Source organism: Clostridioides sp. ES-S-0005-03, from assembly GCF_020658455.1.
In the GTDB taxonomy this organism is placed as follows: Bacteria; Bacillota; Clostridia; order Peptostreptococcales; family Peptostreptococcaceae; genus Clostridioides.
On the sequence record NZ_JACVWI010000001.1, the window covers coordinates 1 to 25,316 of the forward strand.

Sequence of the window (25,316 nt, forward strand, 5' to 3'; positions counted from 1 at the left end):
ACCCCAGAAAGACTATCTGGTTGATAGGTCGAAGGTGTAAGTGCAGCAATGTATTTAGCTTATCGATACTAATAGGTCGAGGACTTGACCAATATTTATTTGATGTTCATTAATTAAAATATATATGTAGTTTTTAGAGTGTTAACTTTAAAAAACTAGTTTTACTAGTTATAAAAATTTAATGCGGGTGTAGCTCAATGGTAGAGTTCTGGCCTTCCAAGCCAGCTGTGAGGGTTCGATCCCCTTCACCCGCTCCAAAAGATTATGTGGTTACAATAGCAGAGAGGATACACCTGTTCCCATTCCGAACACAGAAGTTAAGCTCTCTAGCGCTGATGGTACTTGGTGGGAAACTGCCTGGGAGAGTAGGACGTAGCCACGTAATTTTTTTTTGCATAAAATTTTATAAAAATCTAATTATTATATGTTTTTATTTGTCTTTTATAGATTTTTTTGGCAATAAATGATATAGTGAATATAATTAAATATTTAAATATTTAATTTTTTTTGTTTTTTTGTAAGTTTATTTTTATAACTTTCTTTAAAATTTTTGGGAGATACACTTTGACATATGTTTTAAAAGTAATTTTAACAGTAAGTAGGATAAAAAATAAATAAAATAGAAATTTGTGTTAAATAAGGAGATTAATATGAAAAAAAATGCAAGATTGATAACAACAGGAATTCTTTCAATGGCAATTGTTGCACCTACAATGGCATTTGCTACTGAGTCTAATGCTATGGAAAATAATGCTAACTTAAATATAAATTTGGAGAAAAAAAGTATAGTTTTAGGAAGTACATCAAAAGTAAGTGTGAAGTTTAAAGAAAAGCCAGATGCTGATAGCATTACTTTAAAATATAAATGTTATGACATGCCACTAGATACAACTCTGAACTACAATCAATCAACTGGATTATATGAAGGAACAATCAACTACAATAAAGACCCAGAATATTTAAATGTATGGGAATTACAGGGTATAACAATAAATAGCACAACTAATCCTAAGACTTTAGATAAACAAGAATTAGAAGCTATGGGATTAAATTTAAAAGATTATGATGTAACACAGGAATGTATAATTGAAGACATAACTTCAAGAAAAGATGTAAGTAAATATATGAGAAAAACTTCTGCTCCTATAACAGAACTTACAGGAAGTGATAGATATGAAACAGCAGTTAAGATAAGTAAAGAAGGCTGGAAAAATGGTTCAGATAAAGTAATTATAATAAGTGGAGATGTAAGCATCGACGGTATTATATCAACTCCATTAGCTACTACATATAATGCACCAATACTTTTAGTTGAAAAAAACAGTGTACCAGCCAGTGTAAAAGCAGAATTAAAGCGTCTAAATCCTAAAGATATAATTATAATTGGAGATGATAATTCTATTTCTAAAACTACTGCTAATCAAATAAAATCAACTGTAAGTGCTAGTCAAACACGTTTGAATGGTTCTAATAGATATGAGACATCTTTATTGATAGCAAAAGAAATAGATAAAAATCATGATGTAGATAAAGTATATATAACAAATGCAAATGGTGGAGAAGTAGATGCACTTACTATTGCAGCAAAAGCAGGTCAAGATAAGCAACCAATTATATTAAGTGATAAAGACAGTCTTACAAATGATACATATAAGTGGCTACAAAGTGAGGATTTACAAAATGCTTACTTTATAGGTGGTCCTCAAATGTTATCAACAAATGTTATCAATAAAATAAATGATATAACTAAAGATAGTGTTACTAAAAATAGAGTATATGGAGCAGATAGACATGAAACAAATGCAAATGTAATAAAAACATTCTATACAGAGGATGAATTAGAAGCTGTTCTAGTTGCTAAGTCAGATGTACTTGTTGATGCTTTAGCAGCAGGGCCATTGGCTGCTAGTTTAAAATCTCCAATACTTATAACACCAAAAACATATGTATCTGCATATCATAAGGATAATTTAGAAGCTAAATCTGCTAATAAAGTGTATAAGATAGGAGGCGGATTAACTTCTAAGGTAATGAATTCTATAGCATCATCATTATCTAAGCATAATACAACACCGACAGACCCAGGAACTAGTAATGGAGCAAAGACAGTTATGATTGACCCAGGTCATGGTGGCTCGGATACTGGAACAACAGGTAAACCATTAGGTGGAATTAGAGAAAAAGATTATACTTTAAATACTTCACTTGCAACAACTGAATATTTACGTTCAAAAGGAATAAATGTAATTATGACAAGAGATACAGATAAGACTTTATCACTTGGAAATAGAACTGCCCTATCTAACTCTTTAAGACCAGATTTATTTACAAGTATACACTATAATGCATCTGATACAACTGGAAATGGAGTAGAAGTATTTTATAAACTTGCAGACAAAAATGGTGGAACTACTAAAACTGTAGCTACAAACATATTAAATAGAATTTTAGAGAAGTTTAATCTTAAAAATAGAGGTATAAAAACAAGAACACTATCAACTGACCCTACAAAGGATTACTTGTATGTTTTAAGAACTAATGATATGCCAGCTGTACTTGTAGAATGTGCATTTTTAGATAATGAGAAGGATATGAGTTTATTGAATTCATCATCAAAAGTAAAGGACATGGGTACACAAATAGGTAAAGGTATAGAAGAGTCATTAAAATAGTACATAATGAAAATACTTAAAAAACTCAGCATAAATTAATTTATGACTTTAGATTTAGTTTAAATCCATAAAATAAAAATATAATTCTGTTAGTAATAAAGACTATGTATAAGTTGTTGCAGATATAAGTGCAAATAGTGTATACATAGTCTTTTTGTGTTGAAGTTTTGGTTGCTAAGTCTCAGGTGTAATTATAGAGATGTATTTAACTTCTAGGTATTAATAGGTCGAGGACTTGAATAATATTTATATGATGTTTATTTATTAAAATATATATGTAACATTTAGAATTCAACTTTGAAAAATTAATTTTATTGACTTATAAAAATTTGATATAAAACTCTACAAAATATAATCATTATATGTTTTTATTTGTCATTTATAGATTTTTTTAGTAATAAATGATATAGTGGAAATGAGCAAATATATTTAATTATGTTTATTTTTTGTAATTGTTTATTTTTTGTAATTTAATTTTTAATAAATTTTTGCAAATTTAGATAAGCACACTTTGCTGTGTTTTAAAAAATTAAAAGATAAAAAAAGCAAGGTGAAAATCTATGTTAAGTAAGGAGATTAATATGAAAAAAAATACGAGATTAATAACAACAGGAGTTCTTTCAATGGCAATTGTTGCACCTACAATGGCATTTGCTACTGAGTCTAATGCTATGGAAAATAATGCTAACTTAAACATAAATTTGGAGAAAAAAAGTATAGTTTTAGGAAGTACATCAAAAGTAAGTATAAAATTTAAAGAAAAACCAGATGCTGATAGCATTACATTAAAATATAAATGTTATGATATGCCACTAGATACAACTCTGAACTACAATCAATCAACTGGGGTATATGAAGGAACTATAAATTATAATAAAGACCCAGAGTATCTAAATGTTTGGGAGTTACAAGGGATAACAATAAATAGCGCAACTAATCCTAAGACTTTAGACAGACAAGAATTAGAAGCTATGGGATTAAATCTAAAAGACTACAATGTAACACAGGAATGTATAATTGAAGATATAACTTCAAGAAAAGATGTAAATAAATATTTGAGAAAGACTTCTGCACCTATCACAGAACTTACAGGAAGTGATAGATATGAAACAGCTGTTAAAATAAGTAAAGAGGGATGGAAAAATGGTTCAGATAAAGTAGTTATAATAAATGGAGATGTAAGCATAGATGGTATTATATCAACTCCACTAGCAACTACATATAATGCACCAATACTTTTGGTTGAAAAAAATAATGTGTCTGATAGTGTAAAAGCAGAATTAAAGCGTCTAAATCCTAAAGATATAATTATAATTGGAGATGAGAATTCTATTTCTAAAACTACTGCTAATCAAATAAAATCAACTGTAAGTGCTAGTCAAACACGTTTGAATGGTTCTAATAGATATGAGACATCTTTATTGATAGCAAAAGAAATAGATAAAAATCATGATGTAGATAAAGTATATATAACAAATGCAAATGGTGGAGAAGTAGATGCACTTACTATTGCAGCAAAAGCAGGTCAAGATAAGCAACCAATTATATTAAGTGATAAAGACAGTCTTACAAACGATACGTATAAGTGGTTACAAAGTGAGGATTTACAAAATGCTTACTTTATAGGTGGTCCTCAAATGTTATCAACAAATGTTATCAATAAAATAAATGATATAACTAAAGATAGTGTTACTAAAAATAGAGTATATGGAGCAGATAGACATGAAACAAATGCAAATGTAATAAAAACATTCTATACAGAGGATGAATTAGAAGCTGTTCTAGTAGCTAAGTCAGATGTACTTGTTGATGCTTTAGCAGCAGGACCATTGGCTGCTAGTTTAAAATCTCCAATACTTATAACACCAAAAACATATGTATCTGCATATCATAAGGATAATTTAGAAGCTAAATCTGCTAATAAAGTGTATAAGATAGGAGGCGGATTAACTTCTAAGGTAATGAATTCTATAGCATCATCATTATCTAAGCATAATACAACACCGACAGACCCAGGAGCTAGTAATGGAGCAAAGACAGTTATGATTGACCCAGGACATGGTGGTTCAGCACCTGGAAATTCATTTGGAGGAATGATTGAAAAAGATTACAATTTAAATACTTCACTTGCAACTACTGAATATTTACGTTCAAAAGGAATAAATGTAATTATGACTAGAGATACAGATAAGACTTTATCACTTGGAAGTAGAACTGCTTTATCTAACTCACTTAAACCAGACTTATTTACAAGTATACATTACAATGGTGATAATAATAGAAAAGGTCATGGAGTAGAAGTGTTTTACAAGCTTAAAGATAAAAATGGAGGAACTTCTAAGACTGTGGCTACAAACATATTAAATCGAATTTTAGAGAAATTTGAACTTACAAATAGAGGTATAAAAACAAGAGTACTTACTAGTGACCCTACAAAAGATTATTTATACGTTTTAAGAACCAATGACATGCCAGCTGTACTTGTAGAATGTGCATTTTTGGATAATGAGAGTGATATGAAGTTAATAAATTCACCTGCAAAAGTAAAAGAAATGGGCACACAAATAGCTAAAGGAATAGAAGAATCATTAAAGTAATTAAAAATAGAGTGATTAAAGTTTAATATAAATTTATGATTGTGAGTTTATATTAAAGCTATAATTTGAAGTATGGGTGTGTAAATATATAAAGACTATATATACATTGTTGCATATACAAATGCATAACAGTGTATATATGGTCTTTTTTGTAGTTAAATGCAATAATTTGATTGTATTTTGAAAAATGCACAATATGATATAATTAGATAATATACACTTAATTTAATTAAGGAAGGTGATTATGTGGAATATTTATTAAAAAAAAGCAGTCTAAAAAAAGATGAAAATGAATCCTTAGGTAAATATAAGGAATTATTGAATAGAACTGAAAATAACTCAAGAAGTATTATTTTATTAGTACCAAATAACAATACTAGAATAAGATATGAGAGGTCATTAGAATTAGATTATAGTGAAGAATTAAAAATAACAACATATATAGGATTTGTAAAAAAAGAATTATTAAAATATTGGGCACTTATAATAGAGAAATGTGAAGGAATAAATAAAAAATCTATATCTCCAACATTTATATCAAATAGTTTAAGTGAATATTTAATAATTAAAAAAGTTAAGGAAAAAAGAGTGAAAGAAGGATATTTCGAAGATATCACAGGAACGAATAGATCAATCGCAAAAAGTATAATTACAAATATAAGTAAGTCCGCATTTAATTTAATTGACTTTGATTTTATTGGAGAAAAAATATATTCATCAAAGAAAAATAGAAATAGTATATATAGATTTTCATATACTCAGATGGATGAAATTATATCATATTATATAAATACACTGCTTTCAAATTCAATGTTAGATAATGCACTGAGTGTATATCTATATAATAATTACCTTCTTAATGATGAGTTTTATTTAAAAAATTTACTTAAAGAATTGAGATATATAGTAGTTGATAGTCTTGAAAATTCAAGTAATGCAGAAGTAGATTTTATTGAAAAGGTGTCAAGCAATGCATTAGAAAGCTATATATTCTTTGATTTTAGTAAAGATTATTCTGTATTTAATAATATTGACATGGGTTATATAAATGAAAAGATAATATCTAAAATTAAATTTAAAGAAGAAATTAACTTTGAAAAAAGTAATATAAAAATAGAAGATTTATATTTATTACCCTCAAGTATAGAATTAAATCAATCAAGTCAACTATATAATGAAATGTTAGATTTAGTGAGCGAAAAGGTTGTAACACTTATAGAAAGTGGAGTATCTCCAAAAGATATAGCAATTATATCACCTATAAACAATACAATATTGGAGTATCAAATTAGAGATTCTTTGAAAGAAAAAAATATAGATGTTTTTAACACTAAAAAAGATAAAAAAGCTATAGATTACCCATATGGAAATGCTTTAGTGGTTGCAACTTGCATATTTTATGGATATTTAGACTTTATAAAAGATGAAGAATATATAAGTTTTTTAGAGACTCTTTTAGACATAAACAGAATAAAAGCATTTAAGATTTTTAAAGAAACAAGGTATTTAGAAGTTGATAAAATAGGAGGATATAATCAATATCGTGATATTTTACAGTATATTGAAGAAAAAAAGAAAAGTGATATAAAAATACATGAATTTTTAATTCAATTTTATATAGATAAAATGTTAAATTTAAAAGATGGTAAAAAGAATGTTGGTCTATGTAAACAGATAATAACTGAAAGTGAATCATTTAGTGAAAGTGCAAACCTACTTGGATTGAAAGAAGAAAAGATTTTTATAGAAGCTTTAAAGACGACAATAAATGATTATTATTCTGTTATTGATATAGAAGAGTTAAAAAGCAAAGATAAAATAGTAATAACAACTCCTTATTCATATATATCATCAAATATAGATAGAAGTGTCCAGATATTGGTAGATATAGGAAGTAATTCTTGGAATATGAAAATAGAAAAAGATATAAGTAATTTAATTGTACTTAGAAAATCTTTTGAAGAGAAAAAAATTTATACAAATGAAATGGAAGAGTACTACAAGAAATATTATCTATATAATACAATATATAATTTATTGTTAAGTGCAAAGAAAGTTTATGCATATAAGAGTGAATACACAATTAATGGTTATATTCAAGAAAGTATGCTATATAGTATACTTTTGAAACTCTCACATAAAGGAGATAAAATTTATGATTAATATAAACTATAGAGAAGACCAAATACCAATAATAAATTATGAGGATGGAACTATGGCAGTTCCAGCAGTTCCTGGGGCTGGCAAGACATTTATAATAACCAATTTAGTAGCTAAACTACTCCTTGAACAGAAACATAAAGGTGGTAAAATATTAGTTCTTACATATATGAATAGTGCTGTAAATAATTTTAAAGGTAGAATAAAAAAAATACTTGAAGAAAACAAAATAGACGATATTAACTCATATGAAGTAATGACTATACATAGTCTAGCTGTAAAAATAATAAAGGAAAAACCCGAAATAGTAATGCTAAGTGAAGATTTTAATATAGCTGATGATTTACAAAAAAGTATTATATTAAATGAATGTATAAATAAATTTAGATTTGATGGAGGAGAAAGAGCATTTAGATGGTTTCTAAAGGAGCAAAAAGATGAGAGATGGAAAGAGATAACTCTTGAAGCTTGGGAGAGAGGTTTTTTTGAATTTGTAGGAAATGCTATAAGTGAACTTAAATACAAGGGAATTTCTCCAGATAAGCTTGAAGAGATACTATCAAGAGGGCACAAAGGCATGCTTAAAGTGATTTTGCCAATATACAAATTGTATGATAGAAAATTAAAGCAAAATGGCTTACTAGATTATGATGATATATTAATTCTAGCAGAAAAAACCTTATGCTTAGATGAAGGACTTAGAAAAAAATTCCAAACTAGATATAAATATATTTTTGAAGATGAATGTCAAGATTCAAATGAAATACAAGGGAATATAATAAAAATTATATCAAGTGAAAATAATAATTTAGTTAGAGTGGGAGATATAAATCAGAGTATAACAGGTACATTTTCATCATCAGACCCTAGGTTTTTTAAAGAATTTATAAAAAATGCAAAGTATTGTTATAGGATGGATATGTCAAATAGAAGTTCAAAAGATATACTAGATTTAGCAAATTCACTTGTAGAATATGTTACAAAAGAATTTAAACAAGAGGAATGCAGATATGCTCTTGAGGATATGCAAATAAAAACTGTTCCAACTGGAGTTGGATATAAAGAAAACCCTAAGCCAGAGCATTATAATATAAATGTAAAATGGTATAATAGTTGGAAAAATGAAATAGAACAAACTGCTAAATATGTTAAAGGTATAAAAAAGAAATATCCAGATAAGAGTATAGGAATACTAGTTCCATTTAATGAACAAGTTACACAAGTTGCTAAGGAACTTAGAGAGTATAGTCTAACCTTTGAAGAATTGGGTCCAAATTCTTTAAGTAAAAGAAAGGTTATAAATAGCATAGCTTCTATTATAGATTTTATGCTAAACTGCGATGATATAGAAAAGTTAATAATCGTACTTGATAAGGTTTTTATAAATACAGACAATGAGATAGAAGAAAAGAATTTTTTAGACAGATTAAAAAAATATACAACAGAAGAAATTATATATGATTTGAAATTTAATAAAGATAAATTTGAATCACTAGAAATTAATGAAGAAAGCGATATATATACAAGTTTTAAATATGGTATAGATATTATAAAACAGATATTAGAATACCCAATAATAAGGTTAGACCTGCTGATACTGTTCATTGGTAAAAAACTCAACTTAGAAAAAGAGGATAAAGCAGTATTAGATTATATATCTTTTTATATAAAGTATTTAGTTTCGGAAAATATATATATGGACTTAGAAGATGTTTACAATGTTCTATTTGATGTTAAAAATAAGGTGTTTAATCACATAATAGATGTAGTTTATGAGATAAATGGATATGAGCCAGAACCTGGTAGCATAACACTATGTAATTATCATAAATCAAAGGGGATGGAATGGGATTGTGTGTTTTTATTAGGTCTTGTTGAATATAATTTCCCTGACAATATTACTCAGAAATTTCAGAGTGATAAATGGTACTTAAAAGAAAAATACAAAAATCCAATGGCTATTATTAAGTCAGAAATTGAAGCTATATTAAAAGGTAGTATTTCAACTGATTACGCTTATCAAACTAAAATTGATTCTATAAATGAGAAGATTAGACTTTTATATGTAGGAATCACTAGGGCAAAGGAGATGTTAGTACTTTCAGGGAGTGCTTATAGAGATGAAAATGATATAGGTAATAAAAGAAAAGAACAGAATCCTTGTGTTTATTTAAGAAGGTTGAATCAATATATTATTGAGAAAAGGTCAAATTAACATATAGATGAGTTAAGTTGATATATTATTGAAAGAAATATAAGTTAATATATGATGAGTTTAGCTTATATACTATTAAAAGAATGCCAAATTAATATATAATAAATAGTTATTAAAAAATAAAGTTAAGAGAGAAGTGATATGATTGAATGATAAATTAAAATATTTTTCTTATAGTCAAAATTCAATTAACACATATAAATCGTGCCCACTAAAATTTAAATATAAGTATATTGATAAAATAAATTGGAAAAATGATGATATAGGTAGTAGAGAATATTATGATAGTTTAAAAACTGGAAGAGACTTTCATTTAATTTGTGAAAGATACTTTAGTAATATACCACTTGGAATCTATTTTAATGAAGATGATAAAAATAGTAAAAGATTTTCAAAATGGATTGAGAATATAAAAAAAATTGTTCCTATCGAAAAAGAAAAAATGTATTTACCAGAATATGAAGTAAGGATGAATTTAAATGGGGACATATTACAAGCAAAGTATGATTTAATTGTAGTTGGAAAAGGCAATATAGAGATATGGGACTGGAAAACTGAGTCTAAAAAGATTAACTATAAAAATGTGGAAAGTAGGATTCAAACAATAGTTTATATGTTTTTGGCAAAAGAAGTTATACCAAAAGTTTTAAAAATAGAAGTAAATGTTAAAGATATAAGTATGAAATATTACCAACCTGAATTTGATGATTTGCCAATTAATATCTCATATGATGAAGAAAAACATGAAGCAAATAGAAATAAGATTCAAAACTATATAAACATGATAAAAAGTACTAATTATGAAGAACATACATACGAACACAATCTATACAATGATATAGAAAAGGTATATAATAAAGAAGAACGTATGTGCTATAGAAATAAAAGTCATTGTAAGTATTGTGAGTTTAATAAATTATGCAATGACAAAGAAATAGATTATAGTATTTTGGAGGCGGAAATTTATGGGACTTAGGTTTATATTAGGTAGATGTGGAAGTGGAAAATCTACATATATATTAGATGAAATTAAAAAAGAATCTCAAAAAAATGAAATGACATCTGTTATACTTTTAGTTCCAGAACAGTATACATTTGAAGCTGAAAATAGAGTAAGCAAACTATTTTTAGGAAGAGAAAAGGACAAGTACTTAAGAGTTAGAGTGCTTAGTTTTAAAACACTGAGTAACATAGTTTTTTCTCAAACAGGAGGATTAACAGATGTAAATATAAATTCTAGTGGAAAAGCAATGATGGTGTATCGAGCGATAGAAGATGTAAGTGAAGAGTTAAATGTATTTTCAAAATCAAAGTCGCAATCTGGTTTTGTAAGTTCAATTACAGATATGATATCAGAAATGAAACAGTACAATATAAGTCCTGAAATGTTAGAAAATATATCTGGAGAATTAGAAAATGAGACATTAAGTTTAAAGTTAAAAGATATAAGTAAGATATATAATTCTTTTGAAGGAAAATTACATGAAAATTATATAGATGCTCAAGATATGTTGACTTCATTATCAGGCAAAATAGAATTGAGTAACTATTTAGAAGGAGCTTATGTTTATATAGATGAGTTTACAGGTTTTACACCAAATCAATACAATGTTATAAAAAGTATATTAAATAAAGCTAAAGATGTTAATATATCTTTGACTGTAGATAATGTTAATTATATTGGATATAGCAAAGCAGATGTATTTTCTAGAACTAAGTTTACTTATTCAAAATTAACTCAATTATGTAATGAAGAAGGAGTAAAAATATTACCACAAGTAAATTTAAATACAGGCACTATAAAAAGATTTGAAGGAATTCAAGAGTTACAACATTTAGAAAAGTTTTATAATGCTTATCCATATAAAACATATATAAATCCAACTAAAAATATAAAAATAAAAGAATTTAATAATCTATATTCAGAGGTAGAAGAAATAGCTAAAGAAATTGTACATTTGGTTAGAGACAAAAATGTTAGATATAGAGATATAACTCTTGCTACAAGAGACTTAAATAGATATGATTTTTTGGTACATTCTATATTTAATGAGTATAACATACCTAACTTTATAGATAAAAAGAGAGAAGCAAAAAGTAATCCAATAGTTATATTAATTATTTCGGCTCTAGAAATGAAAAACAGACGATATGGATATGAAACTATGTTTAGGTATTTAAAGAGTGGTCTTATAGGAATTGATAATGATGATATAAATTTACTAGAAAATTATGTACTAGCCAATGGGATTAAAGGTAAGAAATGGTTTGATGAAAAGTGGGATTATAGAATAACACAAAGTCTTACTAATGAAGAAAGTGAATTTGAGGTAGAATTAAAAGATAAAATAAATAAAATAAAAAATAGAGTATTAGAGCCAATAATAAATTTACAAGAAAAATTAAAGGGAAAAAACAGAGTAAAAGAAATTTGCAAGTATATATATGAGTTTTTACTAGATATAAATATGCCAGAAACTATAGAGAGTTTAATAGTAAATTTTAAGGATAAAGGAGAACTCGATGTTGCTAATCAGTATTCACAAGTTTGGGATATAGTAGTAGATGTTTTAGACCAAATGGTGGAACTTATGGGTGAAGAAATAATATCCTTAGAAAAATTTATAAAATTAATAACTCTTGGTTTTGATGAGTATGAGTTAGGGCTAGTTCCTCCTAGTATAGACCAAGTACTTGTAAGTAGTGTGGACAGAATGAAAAATCCAAATACAAAATACTTATACTTAATAGGAACTACAGATGGTGTATTTCCTTTAATTACAAAAGGTAGTGGAATATTAAGTGATAATGATAGGGAGAGTCTTGGAAATAAAGGTATTGAAGTTGACATAGATAGTAAAACTAGAAGTTTTGAAGAACAATTTTTAGTATATAAAGCCCTTACTTCAACATCTGAAAATCTAATTATAACATATCCTATATCTGACCATGAGGGTAAGACACTTAGACCTTCAATAATTATATCAAGATTGAAGAAAATATTCCCAAATGTAGAAAATAAAAGTTATTTGATAGAAGAAGATAAAAGAACTAATGAAGATATACTTAAAAAAATAACTGTAAAATCACCTACATTTAACGAGCTTATAAGTGTAATAAAAAACTACGATAGTGATGAGTATAGCAAAGAAGAAATGAATAGTATCTGGTTAGATATATATAGATACTATCTAAAGGATGAACTATATAGTTCTATAACAAAAAAAGTTATAAAAGGTCTTAGTTATACCAATCAAGTTCATAGGATTGAAGAGAAAAAAATAAGGTCATTATATAAAAGTAATTCTCTTAGTGTGTCTAGGCTTGAAAAATATGCAGAGTGTCCATTTGCTTATTTTATACAATATGGCCTTAAAGCCAGAAAGCGTAAAGAGTATTCATTTACACCACCAGATTTAGGAACCTTTGTTCATAATATTTTAGATAGATTTTCAAAAGAACTATCACAAGATAATTTATTGTGGAAAGATATTGATGAAGAATATATAGAATTAAAGGTAGGTATTATAGTTGATGAAATAATCTCAAAGATACCAGGATATATATTAAATAGTTCTGAAAGATATAAATATCTTGCGTATAGATTGAAGAATATGCTTACAACAGCTATAAATATAATTAGCCAACAGATAAAACAAGGTTCATTTGAACCTGTAGATTATGAAGTTAAATTTGGTAAAGACGGTAAATACCCTCCTATAAAAATAGTTTTGAATAATGGAGAAGAAGTAAATTTAATCGGTCAAATAGATAGAGTAGATGAGTTTGAAGAAGGTGAAAACAAATATATAAGAATAGTAGATTATAAATCAGGTAATAAAGCTATAAGTTTAACAGAGATATACTATGGCCTACAATTACAATTACTTGTATATCTTGATGCAATCCTTGAAAGTGTAAAAGAAGAAGAAGATATAAATTTAAATCCAGCAGCAATATTATATTGTAGAATAAATAACCCAATAGCAAAGTTTAATGAAGATAAAGATGACGCTGAAATTCAAGAAGCAATATTAAAAGAGCTTAGAATGAAAGGGCTTGTGGTAAAAGATTCTCATATAATAAAAGAGATGGATAAGTCATTGATAGATGGAAAAAGAAAAAATTCATTAGTAATACCAGTAGGTCTTACAAAGGATGGAAATGTAGGTAAAAGCACATCTACAGTAAGTTATGAAGATTTTAGGTTACTTAGAAAATATGTAAAACATTCGATAAAGGATTTATGTGAAGAAATGTTGAGTGGTGAAATAAAGATATCTCCATATAAACATAAAGAGGGAACATCATGTGATTTTTGTGATTATTCAGCTATATGTCAATTTGATTCAACTATGAAAGATAATAAATATAAAATTTTAAATAATAAGAGCAATGAAGAGATAATAAAAATGATGGAAGGAGATGTTGATTGATGAGTTCTCCTAAATGGACAAAAGAGCAAACAGAAGTTATAGAAAGTAGAGACTGTAACTTACTTGTTGCAGCTGCTGCTGGGTCGGGAAAAACAGCAGTACTGGTTGAACGTATAATTCAAATGATAACAAGTAGAGAAAATCCAATTGATATAGATAAATTATTAGTAGTTACATTTACTAATGCGGCTGCATCAGAAATGAGAGAGAGAATAGGTGATGCTATAGGAAAAGCATTAGATGAAAATCCAGAAAATAAACATTTACAAAATCAACTTGTCTTATTAAATAAGTCAAGTATTACAACAATACACTCATTTTGTTTAGATGTTATAAAATCAAACTTCCATAGAATAAACCTAGACCCTAATTTTAGAATAGGAGACCAAACTGAATGCGCTATTTTGAAACAAGAGGCAATAGAAGAAGTATTTGAAAAATTATATGAAGAAAGAGAAGAGGGTTTTTTAAATTTAGTTGAAAGTTATGCAGAAAGAGGCGGAGATAAAGAGGTTCAGGATATTATTTTAGGAATATATTCATTTGCAATGGCTTCTCCTGAGCCTAAAAAATGGCTTGTTGATTCAGCAGAGAGATTTAACATTGATGAGGACTTTGATTTTTCAGAATCTATTTGGGCTAGAGCTATATTAGACACTGTAAAAATAGAAATTGATGGAATTTGCTCAAATATGGAAAAGGCCTTAAAAGAAGTTAAGTCAATAGAAGAGCTAGAAACTTTTACAGAGAAGCTTTCGATTGAGTATAAGAGAGTGGTTGATATTTCAGAAGCATGTAATAAATCATGGAATGAGGCACATAAGAAGATGTCAAGTATGTCTTTTGAAAACTATGTAAAAGGTATAAAAAGGATACCAAAAGATGCTCCTTCATATATAAAAGAATCAAAAGAAAAAGCAAAAGCAATAAGAGATAAAATTAAAAAATCTTTAGAAAGTATAATAAATGCTACATTTAATAAAGATAGCGAATCTATTAAAGACGAAATTAAGTATCTTTATAATATAGTTAAACCAATATCCAATATTGTTCTAAGATTTGAAGAAGAATACAGCAATAAAAAAAGTGAAAAAGGAATAATAGATTTTAATGATATAGAGCATTTTGCCTTAAATATACTTACGAATATAGATGAGAATGGAAATATCGTACCTTCTGATATAGCTATGGGGTATAGAGATAATTTCTATGAAATATTTATAGATGAATATCAAGATAGCAATCTTGTACAAGAAGTACTGCTCAAAACTGTAGCAAACATAGATACTCCAAATAGATTTATGGTTGGTGACGTAAAGCAGAGTATCTATAGATTTAGACAAGCAAAACCAGAGTTGTTTTTACAAAAGTACAATAACTATAAAGATGAAAAAGGAAGTTCTCACAGAAAAATAATGCTTTATAAAAACTTTAGAAGTAGAGAAGAAGTTGTAGACTCTGTAAATTATATATTTGAAAATATAATGAATGAGAATATAGGAGAGATTGAATATACAGAAAAAGAAAGACTTAATTTGGGTGCAGATTTTAAATCAGATTTAGATGAGAACTCTATTGTTGGCGGAGCAACAGAAATACACCTTATACAAAAAAATACTAAACCTAGTAATGATATTATAAATAATAAAGATAATAATGTTAATAATGAAGAAAATGAAGTAGAAGAAGATGAAGAACTAGACAATATACAACTTGAAGCTAGAATGGTTGGAAAGATTATTAAGGATTTAATGAGAGCCAATGAAGATGGAAAGATTCAAAAAGTTTATGATAAAGGAATTGATGCCTATAGACCTGTGGAATTTAAGGATATAGTGATTCTTTTAAGAGCTACATCTGCATGGGCACCTGTGTTTGCAGATGAGTTGATGAATATGGATATACCTACTTATGCTGATGTTGGAGTTGGATATTTTGATACAATTGAAATAAAAACAATACTATCATTACTTCAGATAATAGATAATCCAATGCAAGATATACCACTTATAGCTGTGTTAAAGTCACCTATATTTGGATTTACACCAGAAGATTTAATTGATATTAGAATTCAAAATAAAGATAAAACTTTTTATGAAGTTTTAGAAAGTACATCAGAGTATGATGAATTTACAGAATCACAGAATGAAAATAAGTCGGATTTTGTACCAAGTGAAGAATGTATAAATAAAAGCAAAGACTTTCTGATTAAACTAAAAGAATTCAAAGAAAAATCAATGTACATGAGTACAGATGAATTTATATGGTATTTATATACAAAAACTGGATACTATGCTTATGTTGGAGCATTACCAGGTGGAAGTCAAAGACAAGCCAACTTGAAAGTACTTTTTGAGAGAGCAAAACAATTTGAAGAGACTAGCTTTAAGGGAATATTCAACTTTGTAAATTTTATAGAAAAATTAAAAAAATCTAGCTCTGATATGGGGAGTGCAAAAACACTTGGAGAAAATGCAAATGTTGTTAGAATAATGAGTATCCATAAGAGTAAAGGTCTAGAATTTCCAATAGTTATATGTTCTGCTATGGGAAAAAATTTCAATACTCAAGATTTTAAAAAGAGTATTTTATATCATCATAACTTAGGATATGGACCTCAGTTTGTGGATTATGAGAGACGAATTTCTTTTCCAAGTATAGCTAAAGAAGCACTAAAAAGCAAAATAAATATAGAAAATTTATCAGAAGAGATGAGAGTCTTATATGTTGCATTTACGAGGGCAAAAGAGAAACTGATTATAACAGGCTCTACTAGAAATGTACAAGATAGCATGAAAAAATGGTCCAATGGAATTGAAAATTTAGATACAATATCACAATATGAAATACTAAAAAGTAAGAATTTCTTAGATTGGATAATGCCTTGTGTATTAAAACATAAAGATTTATCTAATTTATTGGAAGATATGGGATTAGATGTGCCATTTAATGTTGAACATAATTCAAAATGGTATGGAAAGTTATGGAATAAGGATGATATTTTAATACAAAAGAAAAATGATGAAGAAAAAGAAAGTATTGAAAAAATTCTTGAAAAAATAGATGTAGATGAGCCTGATAGCGATTATTATGCTGAAATAGAAGAAAAGTTAAACTATATATATCCATATGAATTTAGTACAAAAAAACCTGCTAGTATATCAGTTACAGAAATAAAAAAGATACAAAATAATTATGAAGAAGAGTTGATAAATACTATATTCGAACAAAAAATAACCTTAAAAAAACCTCTATTTATTCAAAATGATGAAGAAAAAGAAAAAATAAATGGAGCAGAAAGAGGTACAATAATTCACTTAGTTATGGAAGTTTTAGATTTAAAGAAGGTAAACAACATAAGTGATATAAAGATGCAAATAAAAAGTTTTATTTCAAAGGGTATAATAACAGAAAAGCAAGCTAGTATAGTAAATCCTTATAAAATATATAAATTTTTTACATCTAATATAGGAAAAAGGATGTTAAATGCTGAACTTATAAATAGAGAAAAGTCAATTTATGCACAAGTAAATATGAAAGATATATATCTTTATGAAGAATTGATAAAAAATGATGATAAGAAAATTTATGACAAAGAAAGTGTCATGTTAAGAGGTATAGTTGATGCTTATTTTGAAGAAGATAATCAGATAGTTTTAGTAGATTATAAAACAGATTTTGTAAATGAAGAAAATATAAATCAGATAATAGAGAAATATAAGAGACAATTAGATTTATATGCAGATGTTATTGAAACTTTAACTGGAAAATCAGTAAAAGAAAAATGTATATATTTATTTGGAATTGATGAGGCTGTTTGTTATTAATTATTTTGATATAAATTAGACATAAATATAAATGGGGAGGGAAAAAATGAGATTCATTCATACATCAGATTGGCATTTAGGGAAATACCTAGAAGGCCACTCTAGAATTGAAGAGCAGGCAAAATTTTGTGAGGACTTCATACAAATAGTAGAATCAAATGAAGTTGATATGGTAATAATTGCTGGTGATATATATGATAATTCTAATCCACCAGCTCAAGCAGAAAAACTGTTTTATAGAACTGTTTCAAGACTTGCTAATAATGGACAAAGATGTGTAATAATAATTTCTGGGAATCATGATAATCCAGAGAGACTTTCTGCAATAACACCTTTAGCACATGAACAGGGTATACTTATATTTGGTTATCCATCAAGTTCTACAGAAAGAGCTAAGTATGAAAAGTTTGAAATAATAGAGGCTGTACAAGGATGCACAACACTAAATATAAATGGAGAAAGTATTGTAATTGCTACATTACCTTATCCAAGTGAAAAAAGATTAAATGAGGTTTTTTCAAGTGAAGATGATTTGGAAAAGCAAAAGACTTACTCTGAAAAAGTAGGTGATATATTTAGAAGTTTAGGAGAAAATTTTAGAAGCGATACTATAAATATAGCAGTATCACATATATTTGTAATAGGTGGAGAGAGTACAGAATCAGAGAGACCAATACAATTAGGGGGAAGCTTTCTGGTTGAAAAAAAAGACTTACCAGAAAAAGCTCAATATACTGCATTAGGACATTTGCACAAACAACAAAAAGCTTCTGAACGTTTAAATGCATATTATTCTGGTTCTCCGCTTCAATACAGCAAAGATGAAAGAGCATATACTAAAGGTGCGTATATAGTGGATATAAAAGCAGGAGAAAAACCAAATATCGAGGAAATTTATTTTAATAATTACAAGCCAATAGAAGTATTTAAATGTAATGGTATAGATGAAGCTTTAGATATATGTGAGAAAAATCAAGGTAGAGATATTTGGTCATACTTTGAAATAAATACTGATGAGATAATATCTCAAAGTGAAATTAAAAAAATGAAAGAATTATTAAAAGACATAATAGAGATAAAACCGATAATAACATCTTGTTATGAACAAGAAAGTGTAGATATAAAAGAAAAGTCTATGGCAGAATTATTCAAAGAATTTTATTCCTTTAGTAGAGGAGTAGAACCAAAAGGAGAACTTATGGATTTATTTCTAGATATAATAAGTGAAGAAGGTGAATCAACAGATGAGACCAATTAGATTAGAACTGACTGGACTTAATAGTTATATTGATAAACAAGTTATAGACTTTGAAAAGCTAATTGAAAGAGGTTTGTTTGGAATATTTGGGACTACTGGAAGTGGGAAATCTACAATTTTAGATGCCATAACCATTGCTATGTATGGAAATATATCTAGAAATACAAAAGAATATATAAACAGTGTATGTGACAAAGCAATTATATCATATGAATTTGAGATAGGAAGCAAAAATACAAGAAGAAGATACATTGTAGATAGAACTATTGTAAGAAGTAAAACAGGAACAAAAACTTCTGGCGCTAGATTAGTAGAGGTGTTAAATGATAATACAAAAAATGTTTTGGCTGATAAAGTTGTTGAAGTAAATGAAAAAGTGGCTCAAGTTGTAGGACTAACATCAAACGATTTTACGAGGTCAGTAGTTTTACCACAAGACAAATTCAATGAGTTTTTGAGATTATCACGTGCAGATAGAAGAGACATGTTAGAGAGAATTTTCAATCTTGAAAAGTATGGAAGAAGTCTTGGAGATAAGGTAAAAAAGAGAAAAAATTTACATTTGCAAAAGTTAAAAGACTTGAAATCAAAATTAAGTCAATACGATGGAATTACAGAAGAAGTGTATAATAATATCAATCAAGAACTAATAGAGTTAAAAAAACTAGAAAAAGATAAAAATAAAACTTTAGATTTAGCTCAAAAATCTTATGAAGAGAGTAAAGTAATATATGAGGAACAATTGAAACTAGAGAAAAATGAGCTTAGAAAAAATGAACTTAATCTAAAAAGCAATGAGATAAAAGAAAAAACTAATCTTGTAGAAAATGATAATAATGCAAGAAGAGTGGACCCATATATAGGCACAGTTCAAAATTTAGAAAAAAGAATAAAAGAGGACAGTTTCACAGTAGATAATTTAGATAAAAAATTAGTAATTTTAAATCAAGAACTTGAAGTTACAAAGCATAGATATGAAAAAATAAGTCGAATTAAAAATGAAGAAGTTCCTAAGTTAAGTGAGGAAAAAATAAAGTTACAACAAGCAATAAAACTAGAAGAAGAATTAGTTTTACTAGATAAGGAATTAAAAGAATTAAAAGAAAATGGCCTTGATTTAAGTAAAAACAAAATGGAGTTAGAAAAACTAAAAAAAGATTCTGAATCTAGAAAAGAAGCAGTTATTAAGTCTGTAAAAGAAGTTGAAGGAAAAATAGATAAAGTAAATATAAGTGCAGAATTAAAACAAAAAATATTTTTAGCATATGAATATGAGAAAGATTATAATAAAGTACTAGAAGAGAAAACTCAAAAAATAAATAAGCTAGGAGAAATATCTAAGGATACAGAAGATATAAATTTAAAAGTTAGATATATTGATAGAGATAAAAATGATATCAACCATAACCTAGAAAGTTTGTCTCTTCATTTAGATGTTCTTCTTAAGAAATGTCCTGGTAAAAGTGAAGATTTGCTTTTAAAATCTGAATATGTAACTGAATTAAGAAATAAGGCAAATAATACCAAAGAAAATGAAAGTAAGAAAAATAATATACAAGATGAATTAAAGGTAGTTTTAGAAAAGAAATTTAATATTGAGAGAGAGCTAAGTCTAGTAAATGAAAAGCTTGAGAATAATAGAAAAAATAGAGAAGACCTTGAGAAAGAGTTGGAAGAACTGAAATACTTGAATTTGGCTTCTGAACTTAGACGTGAATTAAAAGAAAATGTGCCATGCCCAGTTTGTGGTTCAAAGCACCATGAAAATCATAATATAACTAATTATGATGAAAATATAGTTTTTGTCAAAGACAAATTGGATAAATTGGAAAAAGAAAAAGTAAGCATAAGACACAATATTGAAGAATTAAATTCTAAAGTAAGTGGTTATGTGTCTGTAGAAAAAATGAAAACTAAAGAATTGGAAGATGTAAAAGGAAAGCTTGGGGAAATTCCATCAAGTCAATTATTTAAAAGACTTGATGATGAACAAAGAAAATTAGCTGTACTTAAGTCTAATATTCAAGAGTGGGAAAAAGAGAAGGAAAGCACCGAAAATAAAATAACATTGGCAAAAGAAGAAAAAAATAGAATTGAAAAAGAAGAATTAAAGATAAATGAAAGTCTGAATAACTATAAGAAATTAATAAAAGACTTAAATATCGAAATTGAAAACCTGGAACATAAATGTAAGAAATTAAAACAAGAGTATTTAGGATTAAAAACAATTACTAAAGTCTCAAATCTATCATCAAAAGTAGAAGAAATAAGAGAAAATGAAAAAAAATTAGAATTATTAAATACTGGATACTCAAACTTATTAAAAAACAGAGATTTATTAGATATTAAAATAAGAGAACAAGAAAGTAAGTTACATGAAATAGAATTAGAGTTAATAAAAGCTAGAGAGTTATATGTAGAAAAAAAAGTGCATAGAGACAGTAAGTATAAAGAAGTAATTAACATAACAAAAGGTGATTTAGCTGAAAATCTTTTACATAGTGTTGAAGAACGTATATGCAAGATACTAGAACAAGAAGAGTCTAGTAAAGTAAAGCTAGAAGAACAAAGGTCAGAATATGAAAAAAATCTTGCTGAAAAGCACAATATAGATGGAAGACTTAAAACTGCTAAAGAACAATATAAAGAACAAAAAATAATATTAAATAAACTGCTAGCAGAAAATAAGTTTGAAAGTATATACGCAGTAAAAAGAGCGTTATTAGAAAGTGAAGAAGTAAAAAAATTGATTGAAGAAATATTAGAATATGAAGAAGAACAAAAGTTATTATCATTTAAAATAAAATCATCAAAAGAAAAATTAAATGGAAGAATTATTAAAAAAGAATACTTTGAACAATTAAAAGATAATATTTATAATATGAAAGTAGAAATAGGAAATATATCCAAAGACATTGGAGCTAATCAAAATAGGTTGCTAACATTAAAAGATTCTTTAGATAAGATAAATGATTTTAATAAGGAACTTAGATTGGTTGAACATAAAGTAGATTTGTTAGAAGAATTAGATAAATGTATACAAGGAAATAAATTTGTAGAATATGTCTCTACAAATCAACTAAAGTATATAGCTTTAGAAGCATCAAAAAGACTAGAAGGAATAACTAAAGGAAGATATGCACTTGAAATTGACTCAACACTCAATTTTGTAATGAGAGATAATTTTAATGGAGGAGAAAGAAGAAGTATTGATACTCTATCTGGAGGAGAGACATTTTTAACTTCACTATCATTAGCACTTGCTCTTTCATCTCAAATACAATTAAAAGGAAGTGCACCGCTTGAATTCTTCTTCTTAGATGAAGGATTTGGTTCATTGGACAGTGAACTTTTGGAGATTGTTATAGAATCATTGGAAAGATTGCATAGTAATAATCTAAGTGTGGGTATAATAAGTCATGTCGAAGAACTTAAAAATAGGGTTCCTGTTAAGTTATTGGTTTCATCAAGTGAAGCTGGTGTAGGTTCAAAAGTAAAAATTGAATACAGTTAGAAACAATATGTTAATTGAATATATTATCTAACATTTCCAAAAAATATATAATTGTGATATAATTAAAACTAATATTAAATTTATTTATAATTAATGTCAATATAAAAAAACAAGTAAGTAGGAGTGTGGTAAGTGTTGGAATCGCCCAATAGTTTGGTCCAGATTATAATTTTAGTAGTATTACTTATGGGGTCTGCATTTTTCTCAGCATCAGAGACAGCTTTAATGTCTTTAAGTAAAATCAGAATAAGATATATGCAAGATGAAGGAGTCAAAGGAGCTAAGTTAGTAAGTTCATTAATAGAAAGCCCAAATAAACTTTTAAGTTCTATATTAGTTGGAAATAATGTTGTAAATATAGCAGCAACATCCATATCAACGTCACTGTTTATAGGGTTGATGGGAGAAAAAGGAGTAGCAATTGCTACAGCTGTTATGACAGTACTAGTGTTAATATTTGGTGAAATTACTCCAAAGACTATAGCAGCAAGTAACTCAGAAAAGGTTTCTCTTTTGGTATCTAAGCCTATAAGAGTAATTATATTTGTATTAAGACCAGTAGTATGGGTATTTAATATAATTACGAATGTTATATTTAAATTGTTTGGTATAACACATAAAGGAGCCAAGTCATTTATAACTGAAGAGGAATTAAAAACTATGGTAAATGTAAGCCATGAAGAAGGCGTCCTTGAAATGGAAGAAAGAGAAATCATAAATAATGTATTTGAATTTGGAGATATGCAAGCTAAAAATGCAATGATACAGAGAATAGATATGGTAGCTATAGATATGGAAGATAGTTACGATGAAATCATACAAGTATTTAAAGAAGAAAAACTAAGTAGAATGCCTGTATATGAAGAAACTGTAGATGATATTATAGGAATACTTAATATAAAAGATATTATATTTTTATCAGATGAGGAAATAGAGTCATTTGATATTAAAAATTATATGAGAGAACCATTTTTCACATATGAGTTTAAAAAGATAACACAGCTTCTTGAAGAGATGAAACTTGAAAAAAGTCAAATGGCTATAGTCGTAGATGAATATGGTGGGACATCTGGGCTTTTGACTATAGAAGATTTAGTAGAAGTAATTGTTGGTGATATAGAAGATGAATATGATGAAGAAGAAGATGAAATACAAGTTATAAAAGAAGATGAGTATATTGTAGATGGAAGTACTAAAATTGGTGATGTCAATGAACTTATAGGTGTAAACTTAGAATCTGAAGAATTTGATTCTATAGGTGGGTTTATAATTGGACATTTAAGCAGACTGCCAGAAGAAAATGAAGTAATTGAAGTTGATAATATAAGATTTTGTATAGAAAGTATAGAAAAAAACAGAATAAAAAAAATAAGAATATATACATGATGTAATAATGTTCTTAAATTTATTATAAGTGCATTGAATGTAGAATTTAAATTCTATATTTAATGCACTTATTTTTATTTTATATTCAAATAAAACTAGTATTAAATGGACAAAATAGAAATATAAATTAGAAGGAAGGAGATTTTTAAGATGAATATATTAGAAAATGATTTTTTATACAAATTAAAAAATAACACTATCTTTTTTTGTATATACACATTGTTGTTTATTTTTATTTATAAAGCGTTTCCATACATAGCTCCATTTTTTTTAGGTGGAATAATAGCTCTTATGATTAATCCTATATCCCAAAAATTAGAAAATAAGTTTAGCATCAATAAGGGTGTATCTACATTAGTTTTGAGTTTTCTTGCAGTAGCAGTAGTAAGTACAGTTACTACAATAATAGCAATAAATTCAGTGAAAGAATTAATGAGATTCCTAAATAATATATCTGCTAACCCTGAAGATATAAGCAATACAATTATGTATTTTTTAAATAAAGTAAATAACTATATGAAATCATTTCAAGAAATAGCTAACTTTGATATAGAACAATTAGTAAGTAAGTTTAGTAATGAAGTAATGCATATTACAAAAAATCTCCTTACAAGTATAATTGGACTGGCTACTTCTATTCCATATATTATAATATTTATAATTACTTTGTTTATTGCTACATATTTTATAGCAAAAGATTTAGATAAAATTGAAAATAATTTTTATAATATGTTTACTAGTGATGTAAGAAAAAAGGTAAAGAATGTAAAGAAGGAAGCAGGTCTTTCTCTTGTAGGGTATATAAGAGCTTATACAATACTTATGGCTATAACTTTTTTTACTATATGGGGAAGTTTTGCTATATTTGGATTGAAATATGGTCTTATAGTAGCTTTTGTAGGAGCTTTAATGGACTTAATTCCATTTTTAGGAATAATAACAATATACCTTCCAATAATCGTGTACTATTTTCTTATAAAAAATTATTTTATAGCTGTAAGTATGACTATAATATTTTTTGTTTTGTCTCTGATAAGAGAAATACTTGAACCTAAATTAGTATCAGTAAATGTTGGGTTAAATCCATTAGCAACACTGGCTGCAATTTTTATTGGAATTCAGGTAAAGGGAATAATAGGAGTAATTTTTTGTTTGGGTTTGGTATGTATGCATGATATACTTAAGAAGGTGGATATCTTTTAACTATAAATAATTAATATATTTTTGTAGTAAAATTTTATTCACTAATAA

The 25,316-nt window shown here is 27.0% G+C and carries 11 protein-coding genes, 1 tRNA gene and 2 rRNA genes; all 14 read left to right on the forward strand.

The features are described from left to right. Positions 1–92 (forward strand): 23S ribosomal RNA (locus tag IC218_RS00005); the annotation flags it as partial. A gap of 91 nt (positions 93–183) precedes the next feature. Then, a tRNA-Gly gene (locus IC218_RS00010) sits at positions 184–257 on the forward strand. 8 nt (positions 258–265) lie between these two features. Further along, positions 266–382, forward strand: a 5S ribosomal RNA gene (gene rrf, locus IC218_RS00015). Positions 383–650: 268 nt separating this feature from the next. Further along, positions 651–2,672, forward strand: coding sequence for an N-acetylmuramoyl-L-alanine amidase (locus IC218_RS00020; RefSeq protein ID WP_227823609.1), 2,022 nt, complete (start codon positions 651–653; stop codon positions 2,670–2,672). Between the two features lie 581 nt (positions 2,673–3,253). After that, positions 3,254–5,269, forward strand: a complete 2,016-nt coding sequence (locus IC218_RS00025) for an N-acetylmuramoyl-L-alanine amidase (protein ID WP_227823610.1) — start codon at positions 3,254–3,256, stop codon at positions 5,267–5,269. Between the two features lie 246 nt (positions 5,270–5,515). Beyond that, on the forward strand, positions 5,516–7,432 hold the full coding sequence (locus IC218_RS00030; protein ID WP_227823611.1) for a hypothetical protein: 1,917 nt from the start codon (positions 5,516–5,518) through the stop codon (positions 7,430–7,432). Then, positions 7,425–9,644, forward strand: a complete 2,220-nt coding sequence (locus IC218_RS00035; RefSeq protein WP_227823612.1) for an ATP-dependent helicase — start codon at positions 7,425–7,427, stop codon at positions 9,642–9,644. The genes IC218_RS00030 and IC218_RS00035 overlap by 8 nt, the downstream gene beginning before the upstream one ends. Before the next feature lie 145 nt (positions 9,645–9,789). After that, positions 9,790–10,620 carry a PD-(D/E)XK nuclease family protein gene (locus IC218_RS00040; RefSeq protein ID WP_227434002.1) on the forward strand — a complete coding sequence of 277 codons (831 nt, stop codon included), beginning with the start codon at positions 9,790–9,792 and terminating at the stop codon, positions 10,618–10,620. Next, positions 10,610–14,080 (forward strand): helicase-exonuclease AddAB subunit AddB, encoded by a 3,471-nt coding sequence (gene addB, locus IC218_RS00045; RefSeq protein WP_227823613.1) that lies wholly within the window; start codon positions 10,610–10,612, stop codon positions 14,078–14,080. The genes IC218_RS00040 and addB overlap by 11 nt, the downstream gene beginning before the upstream one ends. After that, complete coding sequence (gene addA / locus IC218_RS00050) at positions 14,080–17,907, forward strand: helicase-exonuclease AddAB subunit AddA (RefSeq protein WP_227823614.1); 3,828 nt, start codon at positions 14,080–14,082, stop codon at positions 17,905–17,907. Before addB ends, addA begins: the two co-directional genes overlap by 1 nt. Positions 17,908–17,953: 46 nt before the next feature. Then, positions 17,954–19,165 carry an exonuclease SbcCD subunit D gene (locus IC218_RS00055; protein ID WP_227434005.1) on the forward strand — a complete coding sequence of 404 codons (1,212 nt, stop codon included), beginning with the start codon at positions 17,954–17,956 and terminating at the stop codon, positions 19,163–19,165. Further along, positions 19,152–22,679, forward strand: coding sequence for an AAA family ATPase (locus IC218_RS00060; RefSeq protein WP_227482157.1), 3,528 nt, complete (start codon positions 19,152–19,154; stop codon positions 22,677–22,679). Before IC218_RS00055 ends, IC218_RS00060 begins: the two co-directional genes overlap by 14 nt. A gap of 132 nt (positions 22,680–22,811) precedes the next feature. Then, a complete protein-coding gene (locus IC218_RS00065; protein WP_227482158.1) occupies positions 22,812–24,065 on the forward strand; it encodes an HlyC/CorC family transporter in 1,254 nt (417 codons plus the stop codon). Positions 24,066–24,215: 150 nt separating this feature from the next. Continuing rightward, positions 24,216–25,268 (forward strand): sporulation integral membrane protein YtvI, encoded by a 1,053-nt coding sequence (ytvI, locus tag IC218_RS00070; RefSeq protein WP_227434008.1) that lies wholly within the window; start codon positions 24,216–24,218, stop codon positions 25,266–25,268. Positions 25,269–25,316 lie beyond the last annotated feature (48 nt).

Coding starts and splice junctions, on each gene's coding strand:
- ytvI (WP_227434008.1), top strand. CDS start 24,216: ATGAATATATTAGAAAATGATTTTTTATACAAATTAAAAAATAACACT.
- IC218_RS00055 (WP_227434005.1), top strand. CDS start 17,954: ATGAGATTCATTCATACATCAGATTGGCATTTAGGGAAATACCTAGAA.
- IC218_RS00060 (WP_227482157.1), top strand. CDS start 19,152: ATGAGACCAATTAGATTAGAACTGACTGGACTTAATAGTTATATTGAT.
- IC218_RS00035 (WP_227823612.1), top strand. CDS start 7,425: ATGATTAATATAAACTATAGAGAAGACCAAATACCAATAATAAATTAT.
- IC218_RS00025 (WP_227823610.1), top strand. CDS start 3,254: ATGAAAAAAAATACGAGATTAATAACAACAGGAGTTCTTTCAATGGCA.
- IC218_RS00020 (WP_227823609.1), top strand. CDS start 651: ATGAAAAAAAATGCAAGATTGATAACAACAGGAATTCTTTCAATGGCA.
- addA (WP_227823614.1), top strand. CDS start 14,080: ATGAGTTCTCCTAAATGGACAAAAGAGCAAACAGAAGTTATAGAAAGT.
- addB (WP_227823613.1), top strand. CDS start 10,610: ATGGGACTTAGGTTTATATTAGGTAGATGTGGAAGTGGAAAATCTACA.